The 15,045-nt window shown below is 70.4% G+C and carries 10 protein-coding genes and 1 pseudogene; 3 read left to right on the top strand and 8 right to left on the bottom strand.

Annotation, left to right across the window (positions count from 1 at the left end):
- Nucleotides 1-68: 68 nt before the first annotated feature.
- Nucleotides 69-1,946: a 2'-5' RNA ligase family protein gene (locus AB0D34_RS04145; protein WP_362656109.1), complete on the top strand. Its 1,878-nt coding sequence runs from the start codon at nucleotides 69-71 to the stop codon at nucleotides 1,944-1,946.
- Here the strand turns inward: AB0D34_RS04145 and AB0D34_RS04140 are convergent.
- The 3 genes from AB0D34_RS04140 to AB0D34_RS04130 form a co-directional block, all read right to left on the bottom strand.
- The gene (locus tag AB0D34_RS04140; RefSeq protein WP_362656107.1) at nucleotides 1,842-2,387 is read right to left on the bottom strand and encodes an ATP-binding protein; all 546 of its coding nucleotides are present in this window, start codon (nucleotides 2,385-2,387) and stop codon (nucleotides 1,842-1,844) included. The two genes, AB0D34_RS04145 and AB0D34_RS04140, sit on opposite strands and share 105 nt — an antisense overlap.
- Before the next feature lie 723 nt (nucleotides 2,388-3,110).
- The gene (locus tag AB0D34_RS04135; protein ID WP_362656104.1) at nucleotides 3,111-4,061 is read right to left on the bottom strand and encodes an AAA family ATPase; all 951 of its coding nucleotides are present in this window, start codon (nucleotides 4,059-4,061) and stop codon (nucleotides 3,111-3,113) included.
- A complete protein-coding gene (locus tag AB0D34_RS04130) occupies nucleotides 3,964-4,413 on the bottom strand; it encodes a DnaB-like helicase N-terminal domain-containing protein (protein ID WP_362656101.1) in 450 nt (149 codons plus the stop codon). Before AB0D34_RS04130 ends, AB0D34_RS04135 begins: the two co-directional genes overlap by 98 nt.
- A gap of 261 nt (nucleotides 4,414-4,674) precedes the next feature.
- Here AB0D34_RS04130 and AB0D34_RS04125 point away from each other — a divergent pair.
- Both AB0D34_RS04125 and AB0D34_RS04120 read left to right on the top strand, forming a co-directional pair.
- Nucleotides 4,675-5,355, top strand: a pseudogene (locus AB0D34_RS04125) (LLM class flavin-dependent oxidoreductase); the annotation flags it as partial.
- Between the two features lie 83 nt (nucleotides 5,356-5,438).
- Complete coding sequence (locus AB0D34_RS04120) at nucleotides 5,439-6,323, top strand: Cof-type HAD-IIB family hydrolase (protein WP_362656098.1); 885 nt, start codon at nucleotides 5,439-5,441, stop codon at nucleotides 6,321-6,323.
- On the opposite strand, the gene AB0D34_RS04115 is transcribed toward AB0D34_RS04120, so the two are convergent.
- The 5 genes from AB0D34_RS04115 to hisC form a co-directional block, all read right to left on the bottom strand.
- Nucleotides 6,320-7,384 (bottom strand): M23 family metallopeptidase, encoded by a 1,065-nt coding sequence (locus AB0D34_RS04115; RefSeq protein ID WP_362656095.1) that lies wholly within the window; start codon nucleotides 7,382-7,384, stop codon nucleotides 6,320-6,322. The genes AB0D34_RS04120 and AB0D34_RS04115 overlap by 4 nt on opposite strands.
- Before the next feature lie 268 nt (nucleotides 7,385-7,652).
- Nucleotides 7,653-11,138, bottom strand: coding sequence for a thiol reductant ABC exporter subunit CydD (gene cydD, locus AB0D34_RS04110; RefSeq protein WP_362656092.1), 3,486 nt, complete (start codon nucleotides 11,136-11,138; stop codon nucleotides 7,653-7,655).
- Nucleotides 11,139-11,150: 12 nt separating this feature from the next.
- Nucleotides 11,151-12,155 (bottom strand): cytochrome d ubiquinol oxidase subunit II, encoded by a 1,005-nt coding sequence (cydB, locus tag AB0D34_RS04105; protein WP_362656089.1) that lies wholly within the window; start codon nucleotides 12,153-12,155, stop codon nucleotides 11,151-11,153.
- A gap of 31 nt (nucleotides 12,156-12,186) precedes the next feature.
- A complete protein-coding gene (locus tag AB0D34_RS04100) occupies nucleotides 12,187-13,695 on the bottom strand; it encodes a cytochrome ubiquinol oxidase subunit I (RefSeq protein WP_362656086.1) in 1,509 nt (502 codons plus the stop codon).
- A 184-nt stretch (nucleotides 13,696-13,879) separates the two neighbouring features.
- The gene (gene hisC / locus AB0D34_RS04095; protein ID WP_362656085.1) at nucleotides 13,880-14,959 is read right to left on the bottom strand and encodes a histidinol-phosphate transaminase; all 1,080 of its coding nucleotides are present in this window, start codon (nucleotides 14,957-14,959) and stop codon (nucleotides 13,880-13,882) included.
- Nucleotides 14,960-15,045 lie beyond the last annotated feature (86 nt).

The following is a 15,045-nucleotide window of genomic DNA, read 5'->3' as shown; positions in this document are numbered from 1 at the left end:
TCGACCGCTGGTACGGCGGGGAGTTGCTGACTCTGCCCCGTCCTGACGCCTGCCGGGTTCTGGAGCACATGCTGGGCAGACCCGTGTCCGAGCTGTTCTCCACGGCGTACGACGACGATTCCGCGCACGACCGCGACGAGGAGTCGAGCACGGGCCAGCAGGCGACGAGTGCGCCTCCGCCACGCGAGGACGACGAGAACTCGCTGGATATCGTCACCCGGACCCGGCAGCTCACGGCCAGCAATGCCGACGACGCGACGCTCGCCTTCCTCGACTCCTCGCTGGAGGGCATCGCCAGCCGGTACGAACAGGACGGCCCGTACGTCCTCCGTCCCCAGGCCCGCCAGGTGCGGCAGCTTGCCCACACCCTCCTCGACGGCCGCCAGCCCCCAGGCACGCGCCGGGAGCTCTTCCGCCTCGCCGCCCGCGCCTCCGGCCTGCTCGGCTACATGGCGGTGAACACGGGCGACTTCGCGCTCTCGGAGGCGTACTGCACCGGAGCCCGGGATCTCAGCCGTGAGATCGGCGACCTGGACACCGACCTCTGGGCGTGCGGCACCCTCTCCTTCAGCCTCTACTACGCCGGCGGGTACGACGAGGCGGACGCCTGCGCCGCCGCAGCTGTTGAGAGAGCCCCGCGCCATGCCCAGTCCATCCGCCTGCTCGCCAACGGCCGCGCCCGGGCCCTCGGCAAGACCGGCGACCGGCGTGGCGTCGAGCAGGCCATCGGACGGGCACTCCGCCTCTCCGACCTCCACGAGGTACCCGTCGGGCTGACCTCCTGCATCTCCTTCGAGCCGTACGGACGGGCCCGGACCCTGGCCAACGCCGTCACGTCACACGTGGCGCTGCGCAACACGGCCCAGGTACTGCGCGACGCCGAGCACATCGACGATCTGGTGGAGCACTCGGCCTCCTCCTGGAGCCGTTCGCTCGTACGCCTCGACGTCGCCACCGCGCGGCTGCAGCAGCGCACGCCCGACATCGACCACGCGATGGCGCTGGGCCGTGAGGCCCTGCAGTTGTGCGGAGACACCCCGATCAGCTCCGTCTACCAACGCTCCCGTGACCTGCATGAGCAGGCCGGGCCGTGGCGTGATCACTCGGCGGTCCGCGATTATGGCGACGAGTTCCGGACCTGGAGCTCGCAGCCAGCGGCCCTGGCCATGGCGTCATCCGCGTCTAGGCGCTGTCGATGTCGTCGTGCTCCGGGGCGGTGTGAAGCCGAAGGAGTACGTCGGGTGTCCCTGCTCAGCGCTGATCCCGTCGCGTTCCCCGCCGAGCCTCCCGCCGACACGCACGATCCGGAGGTCACCGCGGCCCACGACTGGGCGGCGTTCAGCGCACTCGACGAGATGACCGACCACTGGGCACGCCCCGGCTGGTCGGACGGCAGCCGTGCGTACTACTGGATGCTGACCTTCCCGGATGATCAGCGGCTAGCCGCTCTCGCCGGGCACTGCCAGGAGGAGCTGGCGCCCCTCGGTCTCGACCCGGTGCCGACGGACGGATTGCACATCACCCTCGCCCGAGTCGGAGCTCCCGGCGTCGTCACCCCCGGCCAGCTGGACAGCCTGGCGTGGGACGCCGAGGCGCTGCTGCCCTCCGCGTTCTCCGTACGCGCCATGCCGCTGGCCGGATCCCGAGGCGCCGTCCGGCTGTCCCTCGGCCCCTGGGAACCCCTGCTCCGGCTGCACCACGCGCTGGCCAAGGCGGGGAGCAGCGTCGGTCTGGCCCCGAAGAAGCCGACGTCCGCTTTCCGGCCGCACCTGAGCCTCGCGTACAACAACCGCCGACGCCCCGCCGCGCCCGTTGTGGAGACGGTCTCAGGGCTTCGCGCTCTACCGGCTGTCGAACTCTTCGTGCCCGCCGTCCAGGTGGTGGAGCTCCGCCGTGAGGGGCGGACGTACTACTGGGATGTACTGAAGAACGTCCCGCTCGGATAGCCCACCAGCGTCCAGGGTGAGAACCACGACCACTTCCTTGCCGATCGCGGTCGGCCGGACCCACCACTCGGAGGCCAACTCCCCGACGAGCAGCAGTCCGAGCCCATTACCCGTCAGCTGATCCACCGACTCTTCCGCAGAGCGTGCCCGGACCCTGGAGACATCCCGTCCCGCGTCGTGGACCCGCAGTACCGCCACGTTCCGGTAGACCTCCACGCACATGCAGTCCGGTCCGCCGGCTGTGTGCCTGAGCGCGTTGCCCACGAGCTCCGAGGTGACCAGAACGGCGTCGTCGACCCGCTCCGGCGCGGCACGTCCATCGAGGAACTCTTGTACGTGTGTGCGCGCGAGTCTCGAAGGCTCAGTGCAGTCGGTCAGTTTCACCCAATGACGCCGTACCGGCGTCCGCCTGCAGAGGCGCTCTTCGTCCACCGCGTCCATCGCCGCTTCTCGTTTCCGCTTGGCACTGGACCGATCAGCCTCGCCACGGCTGAGCCGCAGCGGTACGCCGCGCGTCCGCCTCTTCGCGCGCCGCCGGACGGCGGACGAACGGCGTGCTGACGGCGTACGCCGACTGCCCCCGGCGAGGCTCTTCGTCGAGGCGCCGGTCCTTGGCGTCTCGGCTCACCTGGCTGGAGGTAACGCGGAATGAGCGGCAGCGCGAGGCGGGGTCGGGTTCGGGCGCTCCCCCTGCGGGGGAGCGCCCGAACCTCCAACTTGCTGCGCTGTTCAGTTCGGTGGCCATCTCCCGCTGGCGGGTGGGGAGTTCGTGGTGCGGGTCGTGCATGGGTCGGTTCTCCGGGGGGTGTCGGTTCCGGGCACTTCGCCGCGCGCGGCCCCCTGTCCCGCGCTTGCTTCGCGGGCACGGGCGAGCCGGCAGGCTGCGGCGATCGATTCGCTTGCGAGGGTCAGGCGGTGCCGACGGGGGCTGTGTCGAGAGCCCTCTGCCCCTGGGCGGCGGTCCCCTCTACAAGGAGGGGACCGCGCGTGAGTGACCGGTGGTGTGAGCTGTGTGCGGGCCTACGTGAGCTTCTGACCTGCACTTTCTTCGGCAGCGTGAGCCGTGTGAGGGATGTGTGGGGCGTTCACTGGAGGGCGGCCCGTGAGTGATCGCGTGAGCCGCCGGTCCGGTGCCGTGGCTCCCGTCCGTGGAGTCCCGATTCATCAGGAGACGGCGACCATGTGCCGCGCCCTGGCCCGATACCGCACCTGACGGCTACCGCCGGGCTCCTGATCCTTGGTGGCCTGCTCGGCCTCGTACAGGCCCTTGAGCACCCGTCGCGCCTTCTCCTGGTCCTTGGCGCTGGGGTCCGGCTCCCCGGTCACCGTCTTGGCGTGGTGGAGTTCGACCACGGTGTTGCCCGCTCCCCCGCTGAGGATCATCACGCTGCCCGCGCCGGCAGTGAACCAGGTGGTGCCGTACACCCTGTCCAGGGTCGGGCGTCCGCCCGGCTTGGCGTCGGCCGTGGCCTTGCACTGGTGGTGCAGCTCCAGCTTCTCCGCTCCGGAGCGGAGAAGCTGCTGCCGGGCGCGGTTGTACGCGCCGACGGCCTCGTCGTCGGTGAGCTTGCCGACGATGTCCTTGATGCTGTCGATGACCACGGTGTCGGCGTCGTGGTGGGCGGCAAGTTCGGCGAGGAGGTTCGGCTCACGGTCGAGCGTGGTCGGCAGCGGCCCCGCCCAGACCACCAGACGATCCCGGAGGATCTCCTCGTCGACCGGCCGTACCAGGCGGCGCAGAGCGCGGGCGATCTGCGGCGGCCGGTCCATCGCGAGGTACAGCACGCGCCTTCCCTCGGTGACCGGCATGCCGAGCACCAGCCTCCGGAAGCCGAGCCTGGCCATGACGAGCTGGTGCGCGATGGTGCTCTTGCCGACTCCCGGCGGGCCGACCAGCATCATGCTCTCGCCGCTCGCCCACCCGGTCTGCTCGGGTGTGCCCCAGATCGGCGGTACTTGGGCGCCGTATTCGGTGACGAAGCCCCAACCGTCGACAGCGAACCGGCCGAGCCTGCCGCTACCGGACACCCCTCGGCCGGCATCGGTGTCGAGGGCGCTCTGCAACTGCGCGCGTATCCGGTCGGGGTCGGCGCCCTCGGCGCCGCTCTTCTGCAAGGGTCTGCACTGCTACCGCCTGCAGGCGGCGCAGCTCCGCCTTCTCGCGCACGATCTCGGCGTAGTAGTCGCAGTTGCCCGGCCCCGGCGTCGCACTGGCGAGTGTGTGGAGGTAGGCGGCGCCGCCGACGCGGGCAAGCGCACCGATCCGCCCGAGCTCCTCGCCGAGCGCGATGGGGTCGGTGGGCGAGTCCTCGTCGCGCAGAGAGAGCACGGAGCGCCAGATGTCGGCGTGCGCCGGGCGGTAGAAGTCGGCGGCCTGCAGAATCGGGCGGACGGCGTCAACAGCCGCCGCGCTGTACATGCAGGCGCCGAGGACGGCCTGCTCCGCCTCCACGTGGTGGGGTGGCATGGGCAGACCAGAGCCCTCGCCGGCGTCGAACCGGGAGCTCGTCTGCGGGGATGCGGTACGGGCAGGCTGGAACGTACCCTGGGGCACAGAACTTCCTCACTCGGTCCCTGCAGATACGTTCCTGCCGATCCACGCCGGTCTGGTCGTCGTCGTCCGCCGGGGGTATCCGGCAGTAGAGAGCCGCAGGCTCACCTGGGGTTATGGTCGGCTCGTGGGGCCTGGGTCGTCGCATGTGACCGAAGGTATGAGCACGGAGTGGGTTCGCCGAACTTCCGGCACCCGGTGACCCTCGCCAAGGAACTCATCACCCTCGACGACATCTCCGGCGGCCGGGTCACCCTCGGTATCGGTGCCGGGGGCACCGGCTTCGACGCCACCGCGCTCGGCCACGAGCCCTGGACACCCCGTGAGCGCGCCGACCGGCTCGCCGAGTTCGTTCCGCTGCTCGACCGCCTGCTGTCGGAGGACTCGGTGTCCTACGAGGGCGACTTCTACTCGGCGCACGAGGCCCGCAACATCCCCGGCTGCCTCCAGCGGCCCCGGCTCCCGTTCGCGGTGGCCGCCACCGGGCCGCGCGGCCTGAAGCTCGCCGCACGCCACGGCCAGGCATGGGTGACCACCGGCGACCCGAAGCTGTACGAGAACGGCACGCCCCAGCAGTCCCTCCAGGCCCTCGGCGGCCAGGTCGACAGGCTCACCGACGCCTGCGCGGCCCTTGGCCGGAACGTCAATGAGCTCGACAAGATCCTGCTCACCGGCTTCACCCCGGACCGCGGCCGTCCGCTGGAATCCCTAGACGCCTTCGTCGACTTCGCGGGCCGCCACCGGGAGCTCGGCTTCACGGAGATCGTGATCCACTGGCCGATCCCCGACTCGGACTTCGCCGCGGACGAGAAGGTCTTCGAGCAGATCGCCATGGAGGCACCGGCACAGCTGGGCTGAGACAGCGGTACAGGGACAGGTGGGGGCGGCCACGCGTCATCTATGTCTCACCCGTGCGGGCGCCCGCACGGTCGTGCACGCATATGCGGGAGAATGGGCGGGTGACCTCAGCGACTCGACAGCCCGAGACCCCGGCCGCCGACATACCGCCGCGCCTGATCGCCACCGACCTCGACGGCACTCTGCTGCGCGACGACAAGTCGGTGTCCCCGCGCACGGTCGCGGCCCTCGCCGCCGCCGAGGAGGCGGGCATCGAGGTCTTCTTCGTCACCGGCCGCCCGGCCCGCTGGATGGACGTCGTCAGCGACCACGTCCACGGCCACGGTCTCGCCATCTGCGGCAACGGCGCCGCGGTCGTCGACCTGCACGGCGGCCCGGGCGCCCACCGGTTCGTGAAGGTGCGCGAACTGGCCCGGGACAACGCCCTGGACGCCGTACGACTGCTGCGCGATGCGGCGCCCGGCACGGTCTACGCGGTGGAGCAGACGTACGGCTTCCACCAGGAGCCGGACTATCCCAAGCTGCACATGGAGATCCCGGACAACCTCGCCCCGGCCGAGCAGCTGCTCGCCGAGGACGGCCCCGGTGCCGACGAGCCGGTGCTGAAGATCCTCGCCTACCACCCCTCGATCGACCCGGACGCCTTCCTCACGCTCTCCCGGCTGACCATCGGCGACCGTGCCAACGTCACCCGGTCCAGCCCCAGCGCCCTGCTGGAGATCAGCGGCCCCGGTGTCTCCAAGGCGAGCACGCTCGCCCTGTGCTGTGCCGAACGCGGTATCTCGCACGAGGAGGTCGTCGCGTTCGGGGACATGCCCAACGACGTCGAGATGCTGACCTGGGCGGGACAGTCGTACGCGATGGGCAATGCCCACCCGGACGTGATCGCGGCGGCCTCGGGCCGAACCGTCGCCAACAACGACGACGGAGTGGCAGTCGTGATCGAGCGGATGCTGGCGGAGCGCTAGCCGAGGGGGACTCCTCGTGCCGCCAGCCATGGCACGGGATCCACCGCCGAACCCAGTTCCGGCGTGACCCGCACCTCGAAGTGCAGATGCGGTCCGGTCGAGTTGCCGCTCGTCCCCGACTGCCCGATCACCTGGCCGGGTACGACGCTCTCCCCCTGGTCGACGCCGACGGCTGCGAGATGGGCGTACTGCGTGTAGTAGTCGCCGGGGTGCTCGATCACGATCTCGATGCCGAAGGGGCCGCCGCAGGAGACCCGCACCACACGGCCCGCGCCCACCGCCTGGACCGGTGTGCCGATCGGCACCGCGAAGTCCTGCCCGGTGTGCCGGTTCGCCCACCGCGACCCGCCACTGCCGAACCCCGCGGACAGCTCGTACGCCTGTACCGGTGTGGCCCATGCACCCGCCGTCGCCTGCTGCGGCTGGTCCAGTCGTACGGCGCCCCGGCACGCACCGGCCGCGACGGAGGCGTCGGCCTGACCCTGCAACTGCCAACGGGCCGCTTCGAGCTTCTGCTCGATGTCCTGTTTCAGCGCGGCGAGTTCGGCGCTCCGCTTCTCCAGCTTCTGCCAGGCCGCAGCGGCCTTCGCCTCGTCCGCCGCGAGCCGTGCCTCGGCCCGACGGCTCTTGTCGACCGCGTTGTTCACGGCCGCCGTCCTCCGGGAGAAGACGTGCTCACCCCGCATCAACTCACTGGTGTCGGAGGCGAGCATGATCTGCGCGGTGAGCGGAAGACCGCCGCCGTCGCGGTACTGGGCCCGGGCGATACGGCCGAGTTCCTCGTGCAGGACGGCGATCTCCCGTCGCTCCCGGTCGAGCAGTGCCTCGAAGCGCAGCACCTGCGCCCGCTGCACCTCCGCCTCCTGGCGGCCCGCCTCGTACCGCTGCGTCGCCAGGGCCGCGTCCTGGTACAGCCGCGCCACCTGCGCGCTGATCCCCGGATCACCGTCCTTGCGGAGGCCCACATTGTCGTCCGCGGAATCCGCGGGCCGGGCCGCCAGCACCGCGCACGCGCACAGCAGCACCGGAACGAGCAGCGGATGACGGCGAAGTGATCGCATGTCAGCGATCCTGTCCCGGCCTGCCGGGCGCGGTCCTGTTCAAGTCGTACGGCCGGGGGACGCGTTGCTGCGGACGGGTCAGTGCGGTGCCTGCCCCACGGTCGTCGTGCTGCCGTCGTCCGCGACGGTCAGCCGTACACCGGAACGGCCGGGTGGCGGTCGCGTCGACGACGACATCGATCCGGGAGCCCGAGCGTGCCGGAAGGCGTTGGGGAGAGCAGCTGCCGCAGCCGTCCGGCCAGTTCGGCCGACGCGGAGCCGCCCGGTCTCAGCCCGCCGCCACCAACAGCTCCGACTCCGCCTCCCGCTCGGCCATCCCCCGCAACGGCCCCCGCACGGCCACCAACTCCGCGTAGGAACCCCGCTGCACGACCCGCCCCTCGTCGAGCACGACCACCTCGTCCACCGAGTCGAGTCCCGCCAGCCGGTGCGTGATGAGGAGTGTCGTACGGCCCTCGGTGGCGGCCAGGAGATCGGCGGTGAGCGCGTCCGCGGTGGGCAGGTCGAGGTGCTCGGCGGGCTCGTCCAGGACGAGGACCGGGAAGTCGGCGAGCAGCGCCCGGGCCAGCGCGAGGCGCTGCCGTTGCCCCCCGGACAGCCATGCCCCGTGCTCGCCGACGAGGGTGTCGAGTCCGTCGGGCAGGCTTTCCGCCCAGTCGAGCAGCCGGGCCCGGCTGAGCGTCTCCCGCAGCTCGTCCTCGCTCGCGTCCTTCTTCGCGAGGAGCAGGTTCTCGCGCACCGAGCTGTCGAAGAGGTGCGCGTCCTGCGCGCACAGCCCCACCAGCCGCCGTACGTCGTCGCTCGCCAGCCCGTGGGCGTCCACGCCACCCAGGCTGTAGGTGCCGCCGTCCGTGTCCAGGAAGCGCAGCAGCACCTGCGCGAGCGTCGTCTTGCCGGAGCCGGACGCGCCGACCACGGCGACCCGGCGGCCCTGGTGCAGGGTCAGGTCGAGCCCGGTGAGGGCGTCCCGCTCCTGACCCTCGTGCCGCGCGGCCAGTGCCTTGAGAACCACCGGGAAGGGCGAGGCCGGGGCCTGTCGCGGCTGCTCCGGCTCCCGTACGGGCTCGGGAGCGTCCAGCACCTCGTACACCCGCTCCGCGCTCCTGCGCACCCGCTGGCGGTACTGCACGGCGAGCGGCAGCCCGAGCACCGCCTCGAAGGCGGCCAGCGGGGTGAGGACCACGACGGCCATGGTGACCCCGCCCAGTCGCCCGGCGGCGACCGCCTGGGCGCCGACGAGGGCGGTGGCCGTCACGGTCAGACCGCAGATCAGGGCGGTGAGTCCGTCGCCGAGGGCGGTGGCCGTCGCCGTGCGCGAGGCGATCCGGGTGAGGACGCCGTCGGCCCGCCGCGCCTCCGCGGTACGGGCGGGCAGGGCCCCGGCGACCGTCAGTTCAGCGGTCCCGGTGAGCAGATCGGTCACTCGGGTCGCCAGCGCTCCCCGGGCGGGGGCGAGCCTGCGTTCGGCCCGGCGGGCCACTGCACCGCTGACGAGCGGGACACCGGCACCGGCGGCCAGCAGGCCCACGGCGAGAACGGCACCCGCCTCGGGCAGCAGCCAGGCCGTGAAGCCCACGGAGGCCGCCGAGACCACGACCGCGGCACCGGCGGGCAGCAGCCAGCGCAGCCAGTAGTCCTGCAGCGCGTCCACGTCGGAGACCAGCCGCGAGAGCAGATCACCCCGGCGAGCCGTCCGCAGACCGGCGGGTGCCAGCCGCTCCAGCCGGCGGTAGACGGCGACCCGCGTGTCGGCGAGCATCCGCAGCACGGCGTCGTGCGACACCAGCCGCTCCGCGTACCGGAAGACGGCCCGCCCGATCCCGAAAGCCCTGGTCGCGGTGACGGCCACCATCAGATACAGCACAGGCGGCTGCTGCGAGGCCCGCGAGATCAGCCACCCCGAGGTGGCCATCAGCCCCACGGCGCTGCCGAGCGCGAGGCTGCCGAGCAGCAGCGCGAGAGCGAGCCGGCCGCGCCGGGGGCCGGACATGGCCCGGACGCGGGCGAGAGGGCTGCGCCGGTCCGACGGCACCTCGACCGCCCCTGACTCGACCGGCGCGGCGGCACCGGTCACCACCTGGGGCTCGGACGTCCTGGCCGTACCCTTCACCGGTGCCTGAGCCACTGGTTCCGCCAGCCGCACCACCCGGTCCGCGACCACCAGCAGCGCCGGACGGTGCACCACGAGGAGCACAGTCCGCCCGGCCGCCAGGCGCCGTACCGCCGTCATGACCTCCGCCTCGGTCGCTCCGTCGAGCGCCGCCGTCGGCTCGTCGAGGAGCAGCACCGGCCGATCCGCGAGGAACGCCCGCGCCAGCGCCAGCCGTTGCCGCTGCCCGGCCGACAGTCCGGCCCCGTCCTCACCGAGCACGGTGTCGGCCCCCTGGGGCAGTGCGTCCACGAACTCCAGCGCCCCCGCGTCCCCCAACGCCTGGCGTACGGCCGCCTCGTCGGCGTCGGGCCGGGCGAGCCGTACGTTCTCCGTGATCGTCCCGGCGAACAGCTGCGGCCGCTGCGGCACCCATGCGATGTGCGATCGCCACTCGTCCAGGTCGAGCTCGGCGAGATCGGCTCCCCCGATCCGCACCCGCCCCTCAGCCGGCCGTACAAAGCCCAGCAGAACCTTCAGCAGCGTCGACTTGCCCGCGCCGCTGGGCCCGACCAACGCGACCGTCTCCCCGGGAGCGACGTCGAAGGACACATCTGTGACGGCGTCCCCGGCCCGCCCGGGGTACCTGACCGTGACCTGCTCGAAGGCCAGCGCGCCCGCGGGCACCGCGGCGGTACCGGGCGTCGGCACCGGCGTCTCCAGGACCGTGAAGATCTCCTCGGCAGCGGCCAGCCCCTCCGCCGCCGCGTGGTACTGGGCGCCGACCTGCCGGAGCGGCAGATAGGCCTCGGGGGCCAGGATGAGGATGACCAGGCCGTCGTAGAGATGCATCTCGCCGTGCACGAGCCGCATCCCGATGGTCACGGCGACCAGCGCCACCGAGAGCGTGGACAGCAGCTCCAGGGCGAAGGAGGAGATGAAGGCGATCCGCAGCGTCCGCATGGTCGCCTGGCGGTACTCGCCGGTGATGCGCTTGATCGACTCGGCCTGCGCCTTGGCCCGGCCGAACACCTTCAGGGTCGGCAGCCCCGCGACGACGTCCAGGAAGTGCCCCGACAGACGGGACAGCAGCAGCCACTGACGGTCCATCCGGGACTGGGTGGCCCAGCCGATCAGCACCATGAAGACGGGGATGAGAGGCAAGGTCCCGACGATGATGGCCGCCGAGACCCAGTCCTCGGTCACGATCCGAGCCAGCACCGCCACCGGCACGACCACCGCGAGGCCCAACTGCGGGAGATAGCGGGAGAAGTAGTCGTCCAGGGCGTCGACTCCCCTGGTGGCAAGGGCGACCAGCGACCCCGTGCGCTGCCCGCTCAGCCACCCGGGTCCGAGGGCCACGGCACGCTCCAGCAACCGCCCACGCAGCTCCGACTTCACCGCGGCGCTCGCGCGGTGCGCCGCAAGTTCGGTGAGCCAGGAGACGAGAGCGCGTCCGCAGGCGACCGCGGCCAACAGCAGCAGGGGAGTGCGGAGACTCCCCGCCGACAGACCGTGCTGGAAGGCGCCGACCACCACTTCGGCGATGAGCATCGCCTGAGCGATGACCAGCGCCGCTCCGACGACACCCAGGCCGACGACCGCCGCCATGAACAGGCGGGTGGCGCGGGCGTACCGGAGCAGACGCGGATCGATTGGTTTCACGTGAAACACACCTCAGTGCGCGGCTTCAGCGATGTGGTGGGTGCCGATGCGCTTGCGGAACACCCAGTAGGTCCAGCTCTGGTAGAGGAGGACGATCGGTGTGGCGATACCGGCACACCAGGTCATGATCTTCAAGGTGTACGGACTGGACGAGGCGTTGGTGACCGTCAGGCTCCAGTCCTCGTTCAGCGTGGACGGCATGACGTTCGGGAACAGCGACAGGAAGAGCATGGCGACCGCGGCCACGATGGTGACGCCGGACAGGGCGAACGACCATCCCTCGCGGCCGGCCTGGTTGGCCACCAGGGCGGCGAGCAGCGCGGCAACCGCCACGACCATCGCCACGAGGCTCTTGCCGTCGCCCTTGTCAACCTGGGTCCACAGCAGGAAGACCAGCGCCGCCGCAGCCGTCACCACACCGACCCGAAGCGCCAGCTTCCGTGCCCGCTCCCGGATCTCCCCGACCGTCTTGAGCGCGGTGAACACCGTGCCGTGGAAGGTGAACAGGGTCAGCGTCACCACTCCGCCGAGCAGGGCGTACGCGCTGAACAGATCCCAGAGGCCGCCGACGTAGTTGAAGTCCCGGTCGATCTTCACGCCGTGCACGATGTTGCCGAAGGCGACGCCCCACAGGAACGCGGGGATGAGCGAGGTCCAGAAGATCGCGGTCTCCCAGTTGCGCTGCCAGTTCTCCTCGGGCCGCTTGGCGCGGTACTCGAAGGCGACACCCCGGACGATCAGGCAGACCAGGATGACCAGGAGCGGCAGGTAGAACCCGGAGAAGAGGGTGGCGTACCACTCGGGGAACGCGGCGAAGGTCGCCCCGCCCGCGGTCAGCAGCCACACCTCGTTGCCGTCCCAGACGGGACCGATGGTGTTGATCAGGACACGCTTCTCGACCCGGTTGCGGGCGAGCAGTTTGGTGAGGACGCCGACCCCGAAGTCGAAGCCCTCCAGGAAGAAGTAGCCGGTCCACAGGACGGCGATGAGCACGAACCAGACGTCGTGAAGTTCCATGACTTGAGCTCCCTTGGCCTAGCAGCGAGGCCTAGTACGAGAAGGCCATCGGCTTGTCGGCGTCACGGGCGTCGCCGCCGATCTTCGTGGGCGGGTTGAGGTCGGCCTCCGTGAGCTCGGGCGGGCCTGCCTTGATGTACTTCACGAGCAGCTTGACCTCGACGACGGCGAGGATGGCGTACAGGGTCGTGAAGGTGATCATCGAGATGAGGATCTCGGCCTGGGAGACACCGGGGGAGACCGCGTGCCGGGTCTGCAGGACGCCGTAGACGACCCAGGGCTGACGGCCCATCTCGGTGAAGATCCAGCCCCAGGAGTTGGCGATCAGCGGGAAGCCCAGGGTCCAGATCGCCACCAGCCAGTAGAGCCTGCCGAGCTTGGGGCTGAGCGCCTTGTTCTTGAAGAGGACCAGGTTCGGCACCTCGTCCTCGCCGACCCGCAGGTGCTGCGGCAGCATGAACTTCTTGCGGGTCAGCCAGAGTCCGGCAAGTCCGATGGCGAAGGACGCCATGCCGAAGCCGATCATCCAGCGGAACGCCCAGAAGGTGACGGGGATGTTGGGCCGGTAGTCGCCGGGCCCGTACTTCTGCTGCTCGGCCTTGTTGACGTCGTTGATGCCGGGGACGTACGAGGTGAAGTCGTCGTTGGCGAGGAAGGACAGCAGGCCGGGGATCTCGATGGCCACGGTGTTGTGGCCCTTCTCCACGTCGCCGTAGGCGAAGATCGAGAAGGGTGCGGAGTCCTGTCCGTCCCACAGGGCCTCGGCGGCCGCCATCTTCATCGGCTGCTGCTTGAACATGACCTTGCCGAGGGTGTCACCGCTGATGGCGGTGAACATGCCGGCGATGACCACGGTGACCAGGCCGAGCCGCAGCGAGGTCTTCATCACGGGGATGTGCTCCTTGCGGAACAGGTGGAAGGCCGCGATGCCGACCATGAAGGCGCCACCGGTCAGGAAGGTGGCCGACATGGTGTGGAAAACCTGGGCGAGCGTGGTGTTCTGGGTCAGCACCGCCCAGAAGTCGGTGAGCTCGGCGCGGCCCTTCGCCTTGTTGATCCGGTAGCCGACCGGGTGCTGCATCCAGGAGTTGGCCGCGAGGATGAAGTACGCCGACAGGATCGTGCCGATCGAGACCATCCAGATGCAGGCCAGGTGGATCTTCTTGGGCAGCTTGTCCCAGCCGAAGATCCACAGGCCGATGAAGGTCGACTCGAAGAAGAAGGCGATCAGGGCCTCGAAGGCGAGCGGGGCACCGAAGACATCGCCGACGAAGCGCGAGTAGTCGGACCAGTTCATGCCGAACTGGAACTCCTGCACGATGCCGGTGACCACACCCATCGCGATGTTGATCAGGAAGAGCTTGCCCCAGAACTTGGTGGCCCTGAGGTACTTCTCGTTCTCCGTACGCACCCAGGCGGTCTGGAGGCCGGCCGTGAGGGCGGCCAGGGAGATCGTCAGGGGGACGAACAGGAAGTGGTAGACGGTGGTGATGCCGAACTGCCAGCGCGCCAGGGTCTCCGGCGCCAGAGCCAGGTCCACGTCGCCGCTCCTTACCTCACAGGCTTGTGGAACAAATGCTTGCGAAGCGTCCGCTTGTGAAAGCGTTCACATTCACAAGCTAGTATGCCGCACCTGCTTTCGATAAACGAAGGGGGGTCCCGATTACCGCCGGGACCCCTGTGCCGAAACGTTCTGACCTGCGCGAACGCGCGGCCGGTGTGAGCTAGAGCTCCTTGCGGAAGGCCTCCGCCACCTTCAGGAAGATGTCGTTCGCCTCGCTCTCGCCGACCGTGACCCGCACACCCTCACCCGGGAACGGACGTACGACCACGCTGTGCTGCTCGCACGCCGCCGCGAAGTCGACCGTGCGCTCCCCCAGCCGCAGCCACACGAAGTTGGCCTGGGTCTCGGGCACCGTCCAGCCCTGGGCCCGCAGCCCCTCCACCACCCGGTTGCGCTCGCAGACCAGCGAGCCGACCCGGCCAAACAGTTCGTCCTCGGCCCGCAGCGAGGCGATCGCCGCCTCCTGCGCGACCTGGCTCACCCCGAAGGGCACCGCCGTCTTGCGCAGCGCCGCGGCCACCGGTTCGTGGGCGATCGCGAAGCCGACCCGGAGGCCCGCGAGGCCGTACGCCTTGGAGAAGGTGCGCAGCACACAGACGTTCGGGCGGGTGCGGTACAGCTCCACGCCGTCCGGTACCTCGGGGTCGCGGATGAACTCACGGTAGGCCTCGTCGAGGACCACCAGGACGTCGCTCGGCACCCGGTCGAGGAACCGTTCCAACTCGGCCCGCTTCACGACCGTGCCGGTCGGGTTGTTGGGGTTGCAGACGAAGATCAGCCGGGTCCGCTCGGTGATGGCGTCGGCCATGGCGTCCAGGTCGTGCACATCGCCCTCGGTCAGCGGCACCTTCACCGAGGTGGCACCGCTGATCTGCGTGATGATCGGGTACGCCTCGAAGGACCGCCACGCGTAGATCACCTCGTCGCCCGGCCCCGAGGTCGCCTGGATCAGCTGCTGGGCGACGCCGACCGAGCCGGTGCCGGTGGCCAGGTGGGAGAGCGGGACGCCGAAGCGCTCGGACAGTTCGTTCATCAGGCCCGTGCAGGCCATGTCCGGGTAGCGGTTGAAGGAGGAGACCGCGGCCGACACCGTCTCCAGGACGCCCGGCAGCGGCGGATACGGGTTCTCGTTGGAGGACAGCTTGTAGGCCACCGGACCGCCCGCCGCGGCCGGCTTGCCCGGCTTGTAGGTGGGAATACCCTCCAGCTCGGCGCGCAGCTTGGGGCTCGTCTCGCTCACCGCAGTCCTCCTCATGACCACCGACTCTGGCAGCGGCTTTCAATACTGCTCACCTTATGAGGATTGGGCTCCGCTGCGTACAGGTG

Origin of the sequence: Streptomyces sp. NPDC048420, from assembly GCF_040651535.1 — a bacterium.
In the GTDB taxonomy this organism is placed as follows: domain Bacteria; phylum Actinomycetota; class Actinomycetes; order Streptomycetales; family Streptomycetaceae; genus Streptomyces.
Note: the sequence above shows the minus strand (reverse complement) of the source record. Positions and strands in the feature narration are given on the sequence as shown.